We start from the raw sequence: 16,104 nt of genomic DNA, 5'->3' as shown, positions 1-16,104 counted from the left end.
TAAAAGCACACTACGACCGCGTGCCGGACCGCATCTTGTCCACCACGTCCAGCAGTGATGCTACATCCACCTTTTCCTGTGCGTTGGCCGGACTTGCCACCACGGCGGGGAAGCCAAAAAGTGTCGCATTGAAATACAAGCCGTCGCCTAGCAGCATCACCGCGCGGGCTACGGCAGGATCGCCAATATCGCTCAAGATCAGCTCAAACCAGCGGGCGTGGAGTTCGGCGAAAACGTGCCGGACGGCGTCGTCGTCACTTTGAATCAGGCGGTGGGCCGCCACAATGGCCCGGTCAAAGGGGGTGTCGCCAAAAACGCTGGTCCGCACGTAGTACTTGGCGCAGCCCTCGGGGTCCTGCGCCATAGCGGCGAAGTCCAGTTCGGCGCATGCGCGCAACTTCGCCAGCAGCCCCTCCGTCAGGGCTTCCTTGCTCTTGAAGTGGTAGAGCAGGCCGCCCTTGGAGACACCGGCGGCAGCAGCAACGGCTTCCAGGGTGGCTGCGCGCGGGCCATCGCCAATGAGCAGGTCCTCATAGGCAGCAAGGACCCGCTCACGGGCTGAGGGTTGTGTAGTCATGAGGCAAGCCTACAAGATGTGAGGCAATGCACCGTCCAGACGGTACAGTAAACCGGCTGGACGGTATAGAATCTTTAACATGGCCACATCAGTAAACACCTCAAAACTCGACTCCACCGGGGCCCCGGCACGCGCCGGCATCCGTTCCTGGATAGCCCTGGCGGTGCTCATGCTGCCCGTTCTGCTGGTCTCAGTGGACAACACGGTGCTGAGCTTTGCCATCCCCTCGATCTCCTTGGCGCTGGTACCGTCGGCCTCGGAGCTGTTGTGGATCATCGACGTTTATCCCCTGGTGCTGGCGGCATTGCTGGTGCCCATGGGCAGCCTGGCTGACAGGTTCGGCCGGCGCAAACTGCTGCTGATTGGTAGCACGGGCTTCGCCATCGTCTCGGTTCTGGCAGCCTTTGCCCCCACGGCTGGCGCCTTGATCGGCTACCGCGCGCTGCTGGGCTTGTTTGGCGCCATGCTGATGCCTTCCACTTTGTCCCTGATCCGCAACCTGTTCCTACACCCGGATCAGCGCCGCAAAGCCATCGCCATCTGGGCGGCTGGCTTCTCCGGTGGCGCCGCGCTGGGTCCCATTGTGGGCGGATTCATCCTGGAGCACTTCTGGTGGGGTGCCGTCTTCCTGATGTCGGTGCCGGTGCTGATACCGCTGCTGATCCTGGCCCCGATCTTTGTGCCGGAGTCCAAGGATCCCGCCCCTGGCACGATTGATGCCCTGAGCATTCTGCTGTCCTTCGGCGCCATGGTGCCCACCATTTTCGGCATCAAGGAAATTGCCCAGTCGGGGCTCTCCGTCACCAACATCGTCCTGATCGTGGTGGGGCTGGCATTGGGCGCCGTGTTTGTGCGCCGCCAGCTCCGCCGTGACAATCCCATGATGGACGTGACGCTGTTCAAGAACCCCGTGTTCAGTGGCGGTGTCATGGCGAATCTGCTGAGCATCTTTGCGCTGGTGGGCTTCCTGTACTTCATCACCCAACACCTGCAATTGGTGGTGGGCCTCTCCCCCACCAACGCCGCCTTTGTGCTGGTTCCGGGGCTTGCCATCACCATCGTTTCCGGGCTGCTGGCCGCATCCTTGGCCAGCCGGGTCCGGCCGTCGTGGCTGGTGTCGGCCGGACTGCTCCTAAACGCGATGGGCTTCTTGATCGTTTGGCTCAACACTGACGGTTCCGTGGCCGGCATCATTGCGGCCTTTGTTGTCCTCGGAGCCGGTGTTGGCATGGCGGAGACCATTTCCAACGACCTCATCCTCTCCGCGGCACCGCCGGCCAAGGCTGGCGCGGCCTCGGCAATCTCGGAGACTGCCTATGAGGTGGGCTCGGTTCTGGGAACGGCCATTCTGGGCAGCATCCTGGCTGCCGCCTACCGGATGAACGTGGTGCTCCCGGCCGGCGTTGCCGAGGCGGACCGGGAAACAGCATCACAAACCCTGGGCGGTGCCATCGAAGTTGCCGGAACGCTGCCGGCCGGGCAGGGCGAGGCGTTGCTGAGCTCAGCCAAGCACGCCTTCGATTCCGGTTCCGGAACGGTTGCCATGGTGAGCGTTGCACTTATGCTGGGCGCGGCACTCATGTGCCTGTGGGCCTTGCGCAGTGCCGTGGCCAACCCGGAGCCGGTGGACCACTAAGGCGCACCGGCACCAAAAACGCCGGCACCAAATACGCCGACGGCGTGCCAAACGGGTGGGGACCTATGAAATTTCATGTGTCCCCACCCGTTTGGCACGCCGTCGCTTGGTTAAGCTTTGCTGCGCTTCTCCGCGGCCTTCAGTTCCTTGCGGATGCTGCGTCCGCGCAGGCCCAGGGACGCCATGTGCGCCAGAAGTCCCACGCCAATGAACGGCAAGGCGATGAAGGTCATGGAGGGTGTTTTTGTCAGGGCACCGATCACAATGATGATGATCCCGATGAAGGTCAGCCCCATGCCGCCAAAAACGGCGTATTTGTAGGCGGGCGGAGCGGTTTCCCAAAAGTCGTTAAGCACGGGCCCAAGTCTACCGGCCGAGGGGCCCGAGTGGGCCCACGGCGAGTTTGGGGAGGCCGGGATTCCCTAGCCGCGCCAGGGAGCCTTTTGCATCTCGGTGCGATTGCTGACCCTAGCCGCGAGTTGCATGGCTACAGGCAGCATTGTGTGGCCACGGTCAGCAGTCGATGAGACAAACGTGCCGCCGGTCAGCCGCCGGTCTCAAGCCCCAGCGCCACCAACCACTTGGGGCCAAATACCACTGGCGGCCGAGGGGCTTGTGCCAGCTTCCAGGTTTCAGAAGAGGGACTCCTGCAGCGCCGGCACCTCTGTGGTGTAGTCGCCAAACAAGATCTTGCGCCCCTTCAGCCCCGCAAGGTCCACCACAAAGGACACCTCGGAGTCATCAACAGCCACTAGGGCGCAGGGTCCCAGCATGGATTCGATCCGCATGCCGTGAGTGCCCCGATCCAACGGCTGCGGATAGCCAACCCTGGGCCCGCCGGCTGTGAGGGCGTGGGCGAACGAGCTTGGCTCCCACCGCTCCCTAACAACCTCAAAGCCCTCGAGCCCGTGGTTTTGCAGGAATTCCCGGACGACGCCGGCCGCCGCCTGATTGCCTGCCTCCAGTTCCGCTATGGGCAGGGGTGAGAGCAGGGAAGCCAGCTTGGCTGCCGCGCGCACAAATTGCGTCAGGCCCAACCCGTTGGTCACGGAGTCTTCCAGCAGGCGCACCACGGCGCCATCGCGGGCCAGCGCCACATACTGGGCCACCACCGCGCCCTGCTCCGCAAGGCGGCGCCATTTACTCAGTTGCGAGGCGGTTCCCACCTTGGTGGTGCCGTCGGCAAACGTGGCGATGTACAGCCAGTGCGGCTGGGCCAGGTAATCCCGCATCCCCGCCGGCGCATAGCCACTGCGGTGGAAGTCGTGCATGTGGCGCAGATCGTCCCGAGCAAAACACGAGCCGCACTGGAAGCCGCGCTCAGCAGACAGCCCCGACGGGCAGGGGATGTGCTGTGACTGGGCAGCCCCCGCAACGCTCACGTAGCCAAGGCAATACCGGGGCGGCACGCCATCTCCGGCGCGAATCCTGAACCGGAGCCACTGCCCAGCCGTCAGCGGCACAGAGGAGTCGCCGTCGTCCATGGTCACGGACAGCGAAGGCCCGTCAACATTCCAAGAGACGCCACGGACCAGTCCGCCCTCAGGCACAGTCAGCTCGCCGCTGGTGGGCTGGTGTTCCCGGAGCGAGGATGGATTTTCCGGCGAGGAACGAGCGGAAAATCTTACTGCGAGCGAGGGAACGCCGGCACGCCAGCGGCGCTGCGGAAGCCAATGCCTTAGAGTGCGGGCTGGACGCCGTAGGCGACTGCCAGCTTCATGATCTTCTCGGCGCGGCCTAGGCGGGGCAGGTCGGAGCCGTCGCGGATCATGCCGCCGCGGGCGTTGAAGTCGTTCATGAAGTCGGTGGCCCAGGCGACGTCCGTGGGCGTGGGGCTGATGACTTCGTTGATGATGGTGGTCTGGTCGATGGCCAGGGCCAGCTTGCCGGTCATGCCCATGGAGACGGTGATGGCCGACTGTTCGCGCAGGATGGGGTGGTTGGTGCCAACAGTGGGTCCGTCGATGGGGCCGGGCAGGTTGCCCACGCGGCTGGCAACGACCAGCTTGGCGCGCGGGTAGGCCATGGCCTCGCGGTCGGCAGCCATGCCGGTGTCGCGGCGGAAGTCGCCAGAGCCGAATGCGAGGCGGAAGGCACCCTCGGCGCGGGCAATGTTGTTGGCTTCCTCGATGCCCAGGGCGGACTCAACCAGGGCCAGGACGCGGGTCTTGCCGTCGAGGCGGTGGTAGGTCTCCTTGACCTGTTCGGCCTGCTCGGTCTTGGCCAGCATGACGCCCAACAGGCCGGGGGTGTTGCGCAGGCCTGCCACGTCGTCGGCCCAGAAGTCGGAGTGGACGTCGTTGATGCGGACCCAGGCCTGGCCACCGTTGCGCAGCCAGTTGATTACGTCGGCACGGGCCGCGTCCTTCTTCTTGGGGTCAACAGCATCCTCGATGTCCAACACGATGGCGTCGGCACGGGAGTTTGCGGCTTCGTCGAAGATTTCGGGACGGGTCGCGGGGACCAGGAGCCAGGAGCGGGCGATTTCTGCCGGGATGTTACGGGTGCGGACGGGCTTGGAGGCGGCTTCGTTGCCAACGGTGCTAGACATATATCTACCGTATACGCCAATGGCTGAGGATTCGATGTGGCATTCCACAATCCTTAAGCGTCAAGACTGGTTGAATGCACCAGTCTCCGCGCAGGCCGTCTAGGGATCGTGCAGGAATACTACGAGGGGAAAGCACAACTCGTGACCCTGCGCACACAAGTGAAAGGCACACCATGAGCACCCCCGCACTCCTGCCAAAGACGCCCCGGCTCAGCTTCCGGGGCTTCACCACCGCTGACATCCCGGACGTCCACCAGTACGCCTCGGACCCCGAGGTGTCCCGCTACTCGAGCTGGGGACCCAACACGCTGGAGCAGACGGCCGCGTTCGTCGAGGAGGCCACACAGTCAACCTCCCCAACAACCCCGGCACGGTTCACGCTTGCGGCGGTTCTGGAGCGCCAGGTCATTGGCTCCGTGTCCGTCTGGACCACCGATCCGCTGGACCGCAACGGTGAGCTCGGATACACGTTCAAGCGCTCCTGTTGGGGACAAGGCTACGCAACCGAAGCCGTTGGCCATCTGCTCGGACTGGGTTTCGACACCCTCGCCCTGGAGCGCATCACAGCCACCTGCCATCCCGAAAATATTGGCTCAATCCGCGTGCTCCACAAGAGTGGCTTCCAGAAAGAGGGGCTGCTGCGCTCCCACCGGCTGGTCAACGGCGCCCGGCGGGACTCCCTGCTGTTTTCCATTCTGCGCGTTGATCCCGCAGCGGGCCCAGGTAGCGTCAGCTAGTCAATTGGGCGGTTGGGGACGTCGGCATCCCACGTCAGGTCGGCTCCTTCCTGAAGCACCAGGGCTTCGATGGTCGGATCCTGTGCCAGTGCCGCAATGAGTTCGCGGCTGCCCGCCACCACTGTGGAGTCAAAGTCGATTTCCGAGACCAGCACCCATGTCCTGTCTGCGGGCCACAGGATATTGGGCGACTGCGGCGAGTCCGGGGAATGGTGCCAGGGCGCGAGGTTCACCCAGCCCGGATCGGTGTAAAACCGCGGCCCGGCGTCGAAAAGGTAGTAACTGCGCCCGGGTAACTCCAGCGTTTCCCCGTTGACCACCTCGGCAGGCAGCAAGCCGGAACCCGGCCCCTCTCCCACCGTTGCCATGCCTCCCACAAACTCACCGTCGGCTGCCCCGTTGGCGAAGGATAACTCCAGGTAGCCGGCGGAACTGCTCAGTCCGCCCCAGCCGTTCCAAATGGCAGTCACGCCACGGTCCGGCGTGGCCGTGTGTGCGCTGAGGTGGACCGCGGCCGCCGCCAGTATTGCTGGTGGGAGATTCCCGGGTTCCGGGCTGCCGTACCGCCACCCTGCCGCGTCCAAGGGCCCCAGCATGGGTGTTTCTGGCCCAACTAGTCGCCCGAATTGGGCCAGGGCATGCATTTGCTTTCCGAAGGCTTCCGCGACGACGGACCAGCCCACCACTTGGTCCTCGATCCCGCACTCGGTGGGCGCCTCGTGGCCGTGCCACGTCAGTGTGCCTTCCGGGCGGTCACGCCACGTGGGATGAAAAATCCTGGCGTAGGCTTCGAATCCACGGGGCACCACCGCGTGCATGTCATGCCATGGCGCGTCGATCAGGGGCTTGAGCCACGCGCCGGCGGATGCGTCGGGAAGTGCCCAGGGCGATCCATCGGGAAGGGGTTCCATGGCCCCAGCATAGGCCCGGGACCCCAGCTGCGCGGAGCGCAGGCCAGCTCCGGCAAGACGCCGCCGGTTAGAGCAGAACCACCGCCAGCTGCTCACTGCTGAGCTGGCCGTCGGCATAGACCAGCCGGATGGCATCCTTGTCCGGATTACCGGCGTCGGGGCCGCGATGGACCAAGGACAGGCCTACTTTCTGGGCCACCCGTGCGGATGCCGCATTGTGCTCCAGCAGGTAGGCCACAACCGGCAGCTCCGGGCGGTGCAGCTTCGCCTGAGCCAGGGCTTCCCGGGAAAGTTCGGTGGCGAGGCCCCTGCCCTGGACGTCCGGGGACAAGCGGTACCCCAGGTTCCAGAAGGCGGCTCCCCTGATGGAACAGCCGCCGTACCCCGCAAGTTTAGGCTCGCCCGCCAATCTGACAACCCACGGACCCAGCCCGTCCCGTTCCCACAGGGCCATGAATTGCTCCACGAGGGCACGGGTTTGCCCCACAGCTGTGTGCCTGAGGCTGGGGAAGTGGGTCCACACCCGCGGGTCGCTGCAGATCGCATGGAGGTCTGCCACATCCCCCAAGTCAGGGCGGGACAAGACCAGGTTTTCCGTCCGCACAGTCATGCTCCTAGCTCTCCGGCATGATCATGGTGCGCAGGTCCAGCTGCCGCAGCACCCTGTCCACCACCTCCGGATCGGCCTCCGGCTCGTTGCGGGCGCTCAGGACCTCAGCGCGGGCTGCATCCAGGGCAATGGTTTGCACGGCGATGGCCAATTCCCGACCACGACGGCGGCGCTCGTCAGTGTCTTCATTCTTCAGGCTGCCATCGAGGAGTTCCGCGTGCAGCCGTTTCATCTTGTCCTTGACCAGGGACAGCTTTTCCGGCGGCAGGTTCTTGATGACCTCGTTGTCGCGCAGGGCGGCAATGGCCGCATCCTGCGCGCGCAGGGCCAGCAGCCTGGCCGCCTCACGTTCCTCTACGCCGTCGTCAGTGGCCTTCAGGACCCGCATGAGCCACGGCAGCGTGAGCCCCGGCAGGACCAGCGTCGTCAGCAGCACTGCACAGGCAATAACGATGATTTCATGCCGTGCGGGAAAGGCTTCCCCAGCGGGCAGCACAGTGGGAAGCGCCAGGGCCAGCGCCAAGGTTGCCAGCCCGCGCATGCCGCACCAGGTGAGGATGATGACGTCCGTGAGGCTGGTGGGCGGAAGGTCGCCGTCGTGCTTCCTGGAAAGCAGCGCAAGCAAGCCAAACCAAAGGAACCGCACCACAATCACCAAGACGCTGATGGCCACAGCCGCTGGCAGCATGCCCCAAATGTCGGAGCCCTCAGTCCTGATGACCTCCCGGACTTCCAGGCCCACCAGGCCAAAGGCCAGGCCCGTCACGAGCAGCTCAACCACATCCCAGAACGCGGCGCGGGTGATGCGCTCCGTGGCGTCCTCCGCGCGGGCGTGCCGCTTGATCTCCAGGGCGGTGACCACCACGGCGATGACGCCCGAGGCATGAACTTCCTCGGCCAGAATGTACGCCGCGAAGGGAACAATGAGCGTCACGGCGCTGCGGGCCACGGAGGAGGTGATGAGCTTGGTGATCACCCCAGTCACCCAGCCCATGAGCATGCCAACGGCCACGGCAATCACGGCGCCGAGCAGGAATTTGCCCACCACGCCCACGCCAAACGGCTGGCCATCCATGGTGCTGGCCACGGCAGCCTGGAAGATGACGATGGCTGCGGCGTCGTTGAACAGCCCTTCACTTTGCAGGACAGTGATGAGCCGCCGCGGCATGTGGACCCGCCCGGCCACTGACTCCACGGCCACCGGGTCAGGCGGCGCGCACATGGCGCCCAGCGCGATCGCGGCAGGGATGCCAATGCCTGGAATCAACAGCCAGGCGGCACCGGCCACCATGGCTGTTGAGACAACCACCAAGGCCACCGCCAGCATGATGATGGTCCGCCAGCGGACCCGAAACACGGCCCAGGAGCTCTTCTGCGCCGTGGCGAACAACAACGGTGGGAGGAAGATGGGCAAGATCAGCTCGGGGTCGATCCGCAGGTCCGGGAATCCCGGAATGAAGGTCAGAGCCCCCGCCATGATGAGCATGAGCACCGGGTAAGGCAGCCTGAGCTTGTCTCCCAACCCGACCGCAAGCACAGTGGCGAATAAGAGTCCGATGATCAATGCGAGCTGTTCCACGCAATGTACTTTACGGGGTCAGCACCTGGGCGATTGACTCGCGCCCGTCTGTGAACTCGATGGTTCGCATGATGGTTTTAGGGTGCTGGAGCACAGCCGCCGCCACGAGGGCCACGTTGCCGCGCGAGGTGTTGCGTGCATCCGAGGGGCTGCGTTCGACGGCGGGAGTCGCCTCAATCAGGCCGCTCGCCTCCTGGTCGGTCAGGGCGCCGGGGGCCAGGATGGTCCACGCCAGGGAACTTGCCGCGCGCAGGTGCTCATCGGCGGCCGCCTTCGCCTCGGCATAGGCGAAGAAGCTATTGTCCGGCGGGACCCCATGGTCCGTCCTGGCACCCAAATAAGAGACCATGATGTAGCGCTGAACGTCGGCTGCCACGGCCGCGTCAATGGAGGCTATAGCCGCGTCCCGATCCACGGCATATGTTCGCTCGGGGCTACCACCTCCGGCCCCGGCGGACCAGATCACTGCGTCCTGGCCGGCAAAAACGTCGGCGAGCTCAGCAACCGAGGAGGAAACGACGTCGTGCACCAAGGGCGTGGCTCCGGTGGCTGCCACGGCGTCGATTTGGGCCGCATTGCGAATGACCGAGGTGACTTCCAGGCCCGCCGCCGTCAACAACGGCGCCAACAGCAGGGCAATCTTTCCGTGCCCGCCAATGATCAATACCTTCTTCATTACTTCTCCCTCACATTCGTTTGGACAGTTGAGGGCAGCCTACGGCATGCGTCTTGGCACGCGCTGGGAGCAGGAGCATTCGCGGCGACGGCTCCGGCGCCACAGAAAGTTTGGGGGAACAAGAAGGCCCCCTTCGCATCGCTGCGAAGGGGGCCTTTCTGTAGCGGCACCGAGACTCGATCTCGGGACCTCACGATTATGAGTCGTGCGCTCTAACCAACTGAGCTATGCCGCCATAAATGAGATTGGCCCGTGCCACCCCGGACAAAACCGTCTTGACACGAGCCTTCTCATTTGCGAGCCCCCCACCGGAATCGATCCGGTGACCTCGTTCTTACCAAGAACGCGCTCTACCACTGAGCTAGGGGGGCAACGAGAAAATACTTTACCAGTGGATTTGCTGGAAGTGAAATCGAGCCATGCCAAAATTCCTTCCGACGGCGCGCACGGCCCGCATTCGGCCCATAGAGCGAACAAATTCAGGTCAAAAACCCCGGAAAGTCAGGGCTTTTGGCCTCCTTGACGCATCCACCATGAGTTGCGTCACATGGCGGGTTGGGCAGGAAAAAGGGCCGGTTATCTTTTTGGATAACCGGCCCTTTTTAGTGCCCTAGGGCGTGGTTGTTACCACTTGCCCTTGGCGTTGAAGCTCTGTCCACCTTCGTGGCGGGGACGGCGGTCGCCGCCACCATGACCGGTGTGGCCCTGGCCGCGGTCGCTGCTGAAGCCGCGGTCAGCGCCACGGTCTGCGCCACGGTCACGGTCTCCGCCACGGAAACCGCCGCTGCGATCGCCGTCGAACTTCTTCTTGAAACCGCCCTGGCCGCGGTCATTGCGCTCTCCGCCACCCTGGTAGGGGGCGCTGCCACCGGTGGGGCGGCGTCCCTTGTCCAGCTCGAGGTTGATGAGCTCGCCGCTGATGCGGGTGCGGCTCAGTGCCTTCCACTGGTCCTTGCTCAGCTCTGCCGGCAATTCCACCAAGGTGTGATCGGCGCGGATGTCAATGCCGCCGATCTGCGAGGAGGACAGGCCGCCTTCGTTGGCAATGGCGCCAACAATGGAGCCGGGCATGACGCGCTGGCGACGGCCTACCGAGATGCGGTAGGTGGCGTTGCCTTCGGTCAGGGTGCGGGTCGGGCCGCGGGAGCCGAAGCCGTCCTTGGAGCGTTCCTTCTTCTGGTACTCGGGAGCTGCCGGCAGGTCGTTGACGAGCAACGGCTGGCCGCCCTGGGCCATGACAGCCAAGGCTGCTGCAATCTCCGAGGCGGGAACGTCGTGCTCCTGCTCGTAGGATGCGATCAGGTCGCGGAACTTGGCAACATCCTGGCTGGCCAGGGTTTCGGTGATCTTCTCAGCGAACTTGCCCATGCGCAGGGTGTTGATGGTCTCTGCTGACGGCAGGTGCATCTGGTCCACCGGCTGGCGGGTGGCCTTTTCGATGGCGCGCAGCAAGTACTTCTCACGGGGAGTCATGAACAAGATGGCGTCACCCGAGCGGCCGGCACGGCCCGTACGGCCAATGCGGTGCACGTAGGACTCGGTGTCGTGCGGGATGTCGTAGTTGATCACGTGGGTGATGCGCTCAACGTCAAGGCCACGGGCAGCAACGTCAGTTGCCACCAGGATGTCGATCTTGCCGTCGCGGAGGGCCTCAATGGTGCGCTCACGCTGCTGCTGCGGGATGTCACCGTTGATGGCGGCAGCCTGGAAGCCGCGTGCCTTGAGCTTGTCAGCCAAGTCCTCTGTAGCCATCTTGGTGCGAACGAACGCAATAACGCCTTCGAAGTTCTCAACCTCAAGCACGCGGGTCAAGGCATCAAGCTTGTGCGGGCCCATGACCTGCAAGTAGCGCTGGCGGGTGTTGGCGCCCGTGGTGGTCTTGGACTTTACAGTCACCTCGGCCGGGTTGTTCAGGTACTGCTTGGAGATGCGGCGGATCTGGCCAGGCATCGTCGCGGAGAACAGGGCAACCTGCTTTTCCTTCGGCGTCTGGGACAGGATCTGCTCGACGTCTTCAGCGAAGCCCATGCGCAGCATCTCATCGGCTTCATCCAAGACCAGGTACTGCAGGTTGGACAGGTCCAGTGAACCCTTGGAGAGGTGGTCGATGACGCGGCCGGGGGTACCGACTACAACCTGTGCACCGCGGCGCAAACCGGCCAGCTGCGGGCCGTAAGCCGAGCCACCGTAAACGGGGAGTACGGAGAAGTTGTCCATGTACTTGGCGTACGAGGTGAAAGCTTCTGCAACCTGCAGGGCCAATTCGCGGGTGGGTGCCAGGACCAGGATCTGGGTGTCCTTGGTGGGACCGTTGAGGTCCATCAGCTCAGCCATGCGGGACAGTGCGGGGACGGCGAATGCTGCAGTCTTACCGGTACCGGTCTGCGCCAAACCAACAACGTCGCGGCCTTCAAGCAGCAACGGAATGGTGGCGGCCTGGATGGGTGAGGGCTTCTCGTAGCCAACGTCGCTCAGGGCAGACAGCACGCGGCCGTCAATACCCAAGTCAGCGAAAGTAGTTTCTTTTTCTTCCTCGGTCTCCGTGGAAGTTTCTGTCAAGTTTTCGGGCATGGTCAAAATGTCCTCATTCATAGGGCCAAGCGGCGAGGTTGCCGCATTGCAGAAATCCAGCCGCTACTCGGCATCCCGGGCAGGATCTCTCGCCATGTAGTGCGCCGTTGGTACGGCCGCCGATGTTGTAAAAACCAACACCGCATGGCGTTTCTTTGCCGGCAATCCCCTATGAACGCTACTTGCCCGCACAAATACATTGCGGGCCCCAAACACTTCAGGCTCCTGCCTCAAAAATTGGGCAGAAAATAAAAGGAGATACCGGAGTGGGGGATATTTAAATTGTAGGGCATACCTTACCGCCACGACAGAGCTAAAGTCGATGCCGGCCAGTGAGGTTCGGCACATGCCCCTCCCGCCGCAAACAGCTGGCCTGCAGCCGTGGGGGAAAAACACCGCGAAATCGTGTTTTTCCGATGGCCCCGGCCGTGGTGCCGGGGTGGGTGTTTAAACAACTGACCCGCAGAAAACGGCGAAAATTCATGATTTTCATGAGATTTTCGGCGTTTTCTGCGGGTTAGTTGGTGGGGGTTACCGCTTAGCCGTGGCTGCGGCGGCGGCGGACCAAGACGGTTGCCGCACCGGCGAACAAGGCCAGCAAGGCAAAGGCCAGGATCGGGAGGACCTCGTTGGCGCCGGTGTTTGCCAGCTCATCGGCTGAGGGGGCCGTGGTGGCGGCACCCGTGGTGGCGGGCTGGCTGGCACCGGTGATGTTCAGCGCAATGCTGACCTCCACCGGTTGGCCCGCGGCGCTGGTGCCGGCAATGACCACCGTGTGTTTGCCGGCAGGTACGCTGGCCGGCACCTTGACGGTCAATGTCACGGAGCCGTCCGGGGTAACCACCGCTGCGCCCAACAGGACCGGCTCCGAATGCAGCGTAAACGTTGCCTTGGTGCCGGGCTTGAAGCCGTTGCCCGTGATGGTCAGGGTCCCGCCCGGTGCCACCGTTGCGGAGCTGACGCCACCACTGACGGTGTTGGTGGGAACGGTCGACGGCGTAGCGCTCGGCTTCACACTCGGGGTCGCCGAGGGTGTTACCGAAGGCGTGGCCGAAGGTGTTACCGAGGGTGTGGCAGACGGTGTCGCGGACGGTGTCGCGCTCGGGGTTACCGACGGCGTGGGCTCCACAACTGCCTCGCAGTTGACAAGGGTGCCGGGCAGCTTGGTGGGCAGATCTGCCACAACAACCCAGCGGTAGGCCTGGGTGGCGACGCCGTCGGCACCCATCGTGTTGACCTCAACAACGTTAGGTCCGGCCATCAGCTTGAAGGTGTGGCTGCCATTGGCATTGGCCTTGGCCGGTTTGTCGTTGAAGATCACCTGAACCTTGGTACCCGCAACCTTGGGGGCAAAAGTGGTGCTGATGGACTTCACCGAGGAGTCGGTGTACTTCATCCATGCCAGGGGCGATTTAGCCGCACCAAAGTCAATTCCTGACCAGCTGGGGTCGGCCAGTGCAGCCTTGTATTCCAGCGGGCCGGGTGTGACGATGTTGGCAAAGATGGGCTGCGCCTTGCCGTTGACCGCCATGCCACTGTACGTAAACGGCGTGTTGGCGTCGCTGATTCCGCCGGTGAGCAGGCCAACCCTGGCGGTGGCACCAACGGCAGTGTTCGTGATGGTGCCGACGCTGGTGAAGGCGGCGCCGTCGGTGGAGTAACTGCCGGTGTAACTGGTACCTGTGCGCTTGAGCTTGAACCAGAGCTCGGCGTTGGCGGGTGCTGCTATTTGGGTGCTTTCATTGCCAACACCGGCAGTTTCGGTAACCAGGGCCAGCACGGGCGCACCGCCGGCGTGCTTGCGCTGAAGCGCCACGTAGTTGTCGTCGTCGCCATAGAACATGACCCCCGACTCCTCATACTGGCTCTTCGTTGCCCCGCTGACCTTGACCACAATCTCGCCGTCGCCCGCTGTGGGGGCTTTTTGCACCAGCATGTTGGCTGCCACGTTTTGGCTGGCCCACAGTCCGTTGACGCCGGACTTGATGGTCACGGTGTTCTTGTCCACGGCGCTCCACCGGGAACTGTCCTCCCGCAACCAGCGCAGTGCCGGGTCAAGCTGGGACACAGGCACGCCGTCGAGGTTGATGTTGTCCTCGTTGACCAGGACGCCGTCGCCAACAACGTGGACCTCACTGGCAGCCATGTTCGACGCCGTGTTGGCACGCAGGTTGAACCCCGGCGCGTATTGGTTGCCGGAAATGGTGATGTTGGCACTGCCGGTGAAGTCAAACATCGGCTTGCTGGAGACGCTCTTGGGATCCACTGGCGTGGTGGGTGCGTAGTGGTTCACAACGTTGTTGGTGAAGCTGAGATCGGACACTGATTTTCCGTTGACCAGCTGGCCGCTGGGCTTCAGTGAGAACCTGTTGGAATCGATCTTGACGTTTTGGTGAACTGTCTTGCCTGGCACCACCTCGGTGCTGAACGGCTCAATCCAGATGGCACCGTAGTTACTGCTGGGCCTGTCAAAGACATTGTTGCGGATGGTCACATCCTTGACGGCACTGGATTCGTACCAGCCCACGGCGTCGGCGGAGATGTAGATGCTGGCCATCCCCATCTGGTCGAAGTGGTTGCGTTCAATGACAACCTTCTTGGGTGTGGTGACCAGGATGCCTCGGGTGGGTGTGGACTTGAAGGTGTTGCCGGCAAGGTAAACCTCGGGGGTGTACGTCAGGTTCTCGGCAACGAAGGTGTCCACTGCCAGTTCCGCTGGCAGCGCCTTATCCAAGGTGACGCTCATTTCCCGCAGGTCCACTGACGTGTCGGTGCCGGTGGGGCCGGAGACGGCCTTGACCTTGTAGCCGCCCGCACTGGCGTCTAGCATGGTGCTGCGCTTGAGGAAGTTCAGCTCATCCCCCACATAGAACTGGGGGAAGCCGGTGGCGTCGGACTGTTCGTAACGCAACACAACAGTGTTCGTGGCCCGGTTGATCGACTTCACCTGCACATAGGTTCCGTGCACGTTGATGGGGTCATCATGCGGGTTGTCGAAGAGTGAATTCGTGACCTGGACCTTGCCCTTGACTCCTGACATGTGCAGGAAGTCGGCAAACCCTGCCGTCTGCCGCCAGGTTCCGGCATCTGTGCGCATGGTGATCTTGTCGAAGGTGATGTCCTTCGTCATCTGCCCCACCATGCCAAAGCCGTGCATGTAATGCATGGTCAGGTTTTGCACAGCCGTACGGTCCGATTCCCAGACGAAAACGGCCGAGTGGTCGCGGGCGTGCCTGCGGGTTTCGTAGACCTGGCCCGAGCCACCCGGATCAACGTCGCCTGAGTAGGTGACGCGCATGATGTCATTGCCGAGGTTCGCAACTGACGTGGAGTTCTTCCACAACGGAATGCCCGAGCCCTGGCGCAGTGTCTCACCGGTGGCGAGGTCGCGGATCTGGTTCTGCCAGCCCATGGTTTCACCGGGGGCCTGGGTCCAGTAGGGCAGTCCCGTGGTGGGGCTCTTCTCCCCCATGAACGTAGCGGTTGCGCCGTTGATCGTGTAAGTGGTTCCGGCGTTGAGCTTGTAGTCGCGGTATCCCTGGCCGTTGATGACGCCTGTCTTCAGGACCGTCAGGTCAAGGACTCCCGGTGAGTACCAGTCGGTGGTGAAATTCCTGAAGCTCACGTTGGCGGAACGGATGGCGGAGAATTCAGTTTGGCTGCCGTGGTAGGTGATGGCTGAGCCCATGCCGTCAACAATGACGTCGTTCATGTCCTCAACGAGAATGCCAATGTTCTTGGTGGCGAACTCCTGGTTTCCGCCCACAGTGTTTGATATATAGAGCTCTCGTTTTTCCGTCATTTCCGGGTAAATGGTGTAGCTGCCACACGGGAACGCAATGGTGGTGGGGGCCTTTAGGCTCTTGGCGTGCCGGATGGCGTCCTTGATCGCCTGAGCCGAATCCTTCACGCCTGTGGGGTCCGCACCAAAGTCGGTGACATTCACAAGGGTTCGGTTGGCGGCGTGCACCGGCATGACCGATTTGTCCGGGGTGACTGGCGTGGACGCGTAGTAGCCCACATTGGAGGTGTTCAGGCCGGTTGCCGGCAGCGGAGCTGTGGGGTCCGCGGCATGCGCGGGGGCGGGCAAGGCGCCGGTAACCAGGGCAAGTCCCAGGCCAAGGGCCAGGAGTCCTGCACCCCAGGCGCGAACATTCACCCCGGATGTCTCGCTGCGCAGGTACCACGTAGGATATTTAGTCATGTTTTCAACAGTAGTTATCGATAACATGTGCTGTCCATCACAATTTGATTGT

General features: G+C 63.1%; 12 protein-coding genes and 2 tRNA genes. 2 read left to right on the top strand and 12 right to left on the bottom strand.

Annotated features, from left to right (window positions below; translation table 11 throughout):
* Positions 1-10 precede the first annotated feature (10 nt).
* Positions 11-577 (bottom strand): TetR family transcriptional regulator, encoded by a 567-nt coding sequence (locus tag ACX80Q_RS00335; RefSeq protein WP_459328545.1) that lies wholly within the window; start codon positions 575-577, stop codon positions 11-13.
* 79 nt (positions 578-656) lie between these two features.
* On the opposite strand from ACX80Q_RS00335, the gene ACX80Q_RS00330 reads away from it, so the two are divergent.
* The gene (locus tag ACX80Q_RS00330; protein WP_459328544.1) at positions 657-2,213 is read left to right on the top strand and encodes an MFS transporter; all 1,557 of its coding nucleotides are present in this window, start codon (positions 657-659) and stop codon (positions 2,211-2,213) included.
* Positions 2,214-2,323: 110 nt separating this feature from the next.
* Here ACX80Q_RS00330 and ACX80Q_RS00325 read toward each other — a convergent pair whose 3' ends face one another.
* The 3 genes from ACX80Q_RS00325 to ACX80Q_RS00315 form a co-directional block, all read right to left on the bottom strand.
* The gene (locus ACX80Q_RS00325) at positions 2,324-2,569 is read right to left on the bottom strand and encodes a DUF3188 domain-containing protein (protein ID WP_459328543.1); all 246 of its coding nucleotides are present in this window, start codon (positions 2,567-2,569) and stop codon (positions 2,324-2,326) included.
* 276 nt (positions 2,570-2,845) lie between these two features.
* A complete protein-coding gene (locus tag ACX80Q_RS00320; RefSeq protein WP_459328542.1) occupies positions 2,846-3,763 on the bottom strand; it encodes a DUF2797 domain-containing protein in 918 nt (305 codons plus the stop codon).
* Positions 3,764-3,891: 128 nt separating this feature from the next.
* Complete coding sequence (locus tag ACX80Q_RS00315; protein ID WP_459328541.1) at positions 3,892-4,764, bottom strand: HpcH/HpaI aldolase/citrate lyase family protein; 873 nt, start codon at positions 4,762-4,764, stop codon at positions 3,892-3,894.
* Between the two features lie 173 nt (positions 4,765-4,937).
* On the opposite strand from ACX80Q_RS00315, the gene ACX80Q_RS00310 reads away from it, so the two are divergent.
* Positions 4,938-5,501 (top strand): GNAT family N-acetyltransferase, encoded by a 564-nt coding sequence (locus ACX80Q_RS00310; protein ID WP_459328540.1) that lies wholly within the window; start codon positions 4,938-4,940, stop codon positions 5,499-5,501.
* Here the strand turns inward: ACX80Q_RS00310 and ACX80Q_RS00305 are convergent.
* The 8 genes from ACX80Q_RS00305 to ACX80Q_RS00270 all read right to left on the bottom strand — a co-directional run bounded on the left by ACX80Q_RS00305 (position 5,498) and on the right by ACX80Q_RS00270 (position 16,052).
* The gene (locus ACX80Q_RS00305) at positions 5,498-6,412 is read right to left on the bottom strand and encodes a hypothetical protein (protein WP_459328539.1); all 915 of its coding nucleotides are present in this window, start codon (positions 6,410-6,412) and stop codon (positions 5,498-5,500) included. The two genes, ACX80Q_RS00310 and ACX80Q_RS00305, sit on opposite strands and share 4 nt — an antisense overlap.
* Positions 6,413-6,479: 67 nt before the next feature.
* Positions 6,480-7,022, bottom strand: coding sequence for a GNAT family N-acetyltransferase (locus ACX80Q_RS00300; RefSeq protein WP_459328538.1), 543 nt, complete (start codon positions 7,020-7,022; stop codon positions 6,480-6,482).
* Positions 7,023-7,026: 4 nt separating this feature from the next.
* Complete coding sequence (locus tag ACX80Q_RS00295; protein ID WP_459328537.1) at positions 7,027-8,601, bottom strand: Na+/H+ antiporter; 1,575 nt, start codon at positions 8,599-8,601, stop codon at positions 7,027-7,029.
* Positions 8,602-8,611: 10 nt separating this feature from the next.
* Positions 8,612-9,277, bottom strand: a complete 666-nt coding sequence (locus tag ACX80Q_RS00290; RefSeq protein ID WP_459328536.1) for an NAD(P)H-binding protein — start codon at positions 9,275-9,277, stop codon at positions 8,612-8,614.
* 161 nt (positions 9,278-9,438) lie between these two features.
* Positions 9,439-9,512 (bottom strand) — tRNA-Met (locus tag ACX80Q_RS00285).
* Positions 9,513-9,576: 64 nt separating this feature from the next.
* Positions 9,577-9,648, bottom strand: a tRNA-Thr gene (locus tag ACX80Q_RS00280).
* A gap of 253 nt (positions 9,649-9,901) precedes the next feature.
* A complete protein-coding gene (locus tag ACX80Q_RS00275; protein ID WP_459328711.1) occupies positions 9,902-11,908 on the bottom strand; it encodes a DEAD/DEAH box helicase in 2,007 nt (668 codons plus the stop codon).
* Positions 11,909-12,386: 478 nt separating this feature from the next.
* A complete protein-coding gene (locus ACX80Q_RS00270; protein ID WP_459328535.1) occupies positions 12,387-16,052 on the bottom strand; it encodes a DUF1349 domain-containing protein in 3,666 nt (1,221 codons plus the stop codon).
* Positions 16,053-16,104 lie beyond the last annotated feature (52 nt).

The organism is Arthrobacter sp. HLT1-20, assembly GCF_054510895.1.
The sequence above is the reverse complement of the archived record's forward strand: the minus strand, read 5'-3'. Positions and strand labels throughout refer to the sequence as shown.